The sequence below is a fragment of the Rhodococcus sp. 06-418-5 genome, assembly GCF_002258285.1.
Taxonomy (GTDB): domain Bacteria; phylum Actinomycetota; class Actinomycetes; order Mycobacteriales; family Mycobacteriaceae; genus Rhodococcoides.
Map to the genome: position 1 here is coordinate 1 of NZ_NOYE01000011.1, position 1,265 is coordinate 1,265.

The following is a 1,265-nucleotide window of genomic DNA, read 5'->3' on the forward strand; positions in this document are numbered from 1 at the left end:
TGTCGATGTCCAGGTGCAGGTGGCCGAGGACTTCTCCACTGGCCTTGTAGGCGGTGATGTGGTTTCCGTCGCGTAGGACGGTCACGCGGGTGTAGGCGTGGGGTCGTCCGACGGAGATCTTGTGGTCGCCGACGGCGATCACGCCGGAGTCGGAGACCAGGTGGGTGCCCACGGAAGCATCGACCTGGGCGGGTAGATGCTGCGGGCCGCCAAGCGTTTCAGCTCGGTTCCATGCCTGTTCAGGGGGCATGTTCACAGCACTGTGGCGGCGGTGGGTGTTGTAGAACTTCTGGTATCGGTCGCACGATGTCTGTAGTTGAGCGGTGGTGCCCGGCCGGGTGGGTTGGTCGGTGAGCCACTCTTTGAAGGTGCGGTGGTGGCGTTCGACTTTGCCGTTGGTCTGCGGGTGGTACGGGCTCGAATGAATGAGCCGGGCGCCGGCACCGGTGACGAACGCGCCGAACTTCGAGCGACCCTTCGATGCCGTTGCGGAGAACGCCATTCCGTTGTCGGACAACACGATTGCGGGAACTCCGTAGTCGGTGAAGGCCCTGCCGATGGCGGTGATGGCACCGGCGGTGGTCTCGGCGTGGCAGACGTACGTCGCGACGAGGGTGCGGGTGCAGTCGTCGAGAACCTCGAAGACGGTGGCTTTCCCGCCGCCGGCGAGAACGACTTCGGTGGCGTCGATCTGATAGCAGTCGCGGGGCCGGGCGTATTGGAATCGGCGGTAAGACGACTTGGGTCGTTTCTTCGGCTCCGGGGTCACCAGGCCGTGGCGGGTGAGGATGTTGTTGATGGTCGATCTGGCCGGGATCTTCCAGCCTTTGCCGACCCAATCATGTTCAGCGGCAATCTTTGTCAGCTCGTAGCGGATGTTGTCGGCTCCGTTGTCGCGGCCCAGTTCTGTCCGGAGCGCGATGATGCGGGCTTCGACAGCGTCGGCGGTGCGTGTCGGGCTCGAGCGGGGCCGGCGAGAGTCGAGTTCCCACCGGCCCCGTTCGCGGATCCGGGTGGCGTGACGGTTGGCGGTACTGCGCGAGAGCCCGTGATCGGCGCAGAAGCCTGACAGGCCTCGGGCGTCGAAGACGTCAGCTCCCTCGATGATCCATGCGGTCAAGGTGGCGTCGAGCAGGTTCATCCGGGCATCCGTTCTGGCCATGGATTACTCCATAGCCGGTCACAGTGCCCCGCAGTATCACCACAGCCCGTGTGTCACATGTCCCTGGACATCTCGTGTCTCATATGTCTCCGGACTCAACACG

The 1,265-nt window shown here is 64.1% G+C and carries 1 protein-coding gene; it reads right to left on the minus strand.

The features are described 5' to 3' along the window. Positions 1 to 1,162: integrase core domain-containing protein (locus CH274_RS05640; RefSeq protein WP_256993486.1), on the minus strand; the 1,162-nt coding region annotated here is incomplete at its 3' end. Positions 1,163 to 1,265 lie beyond the last annotated feature (103 nt).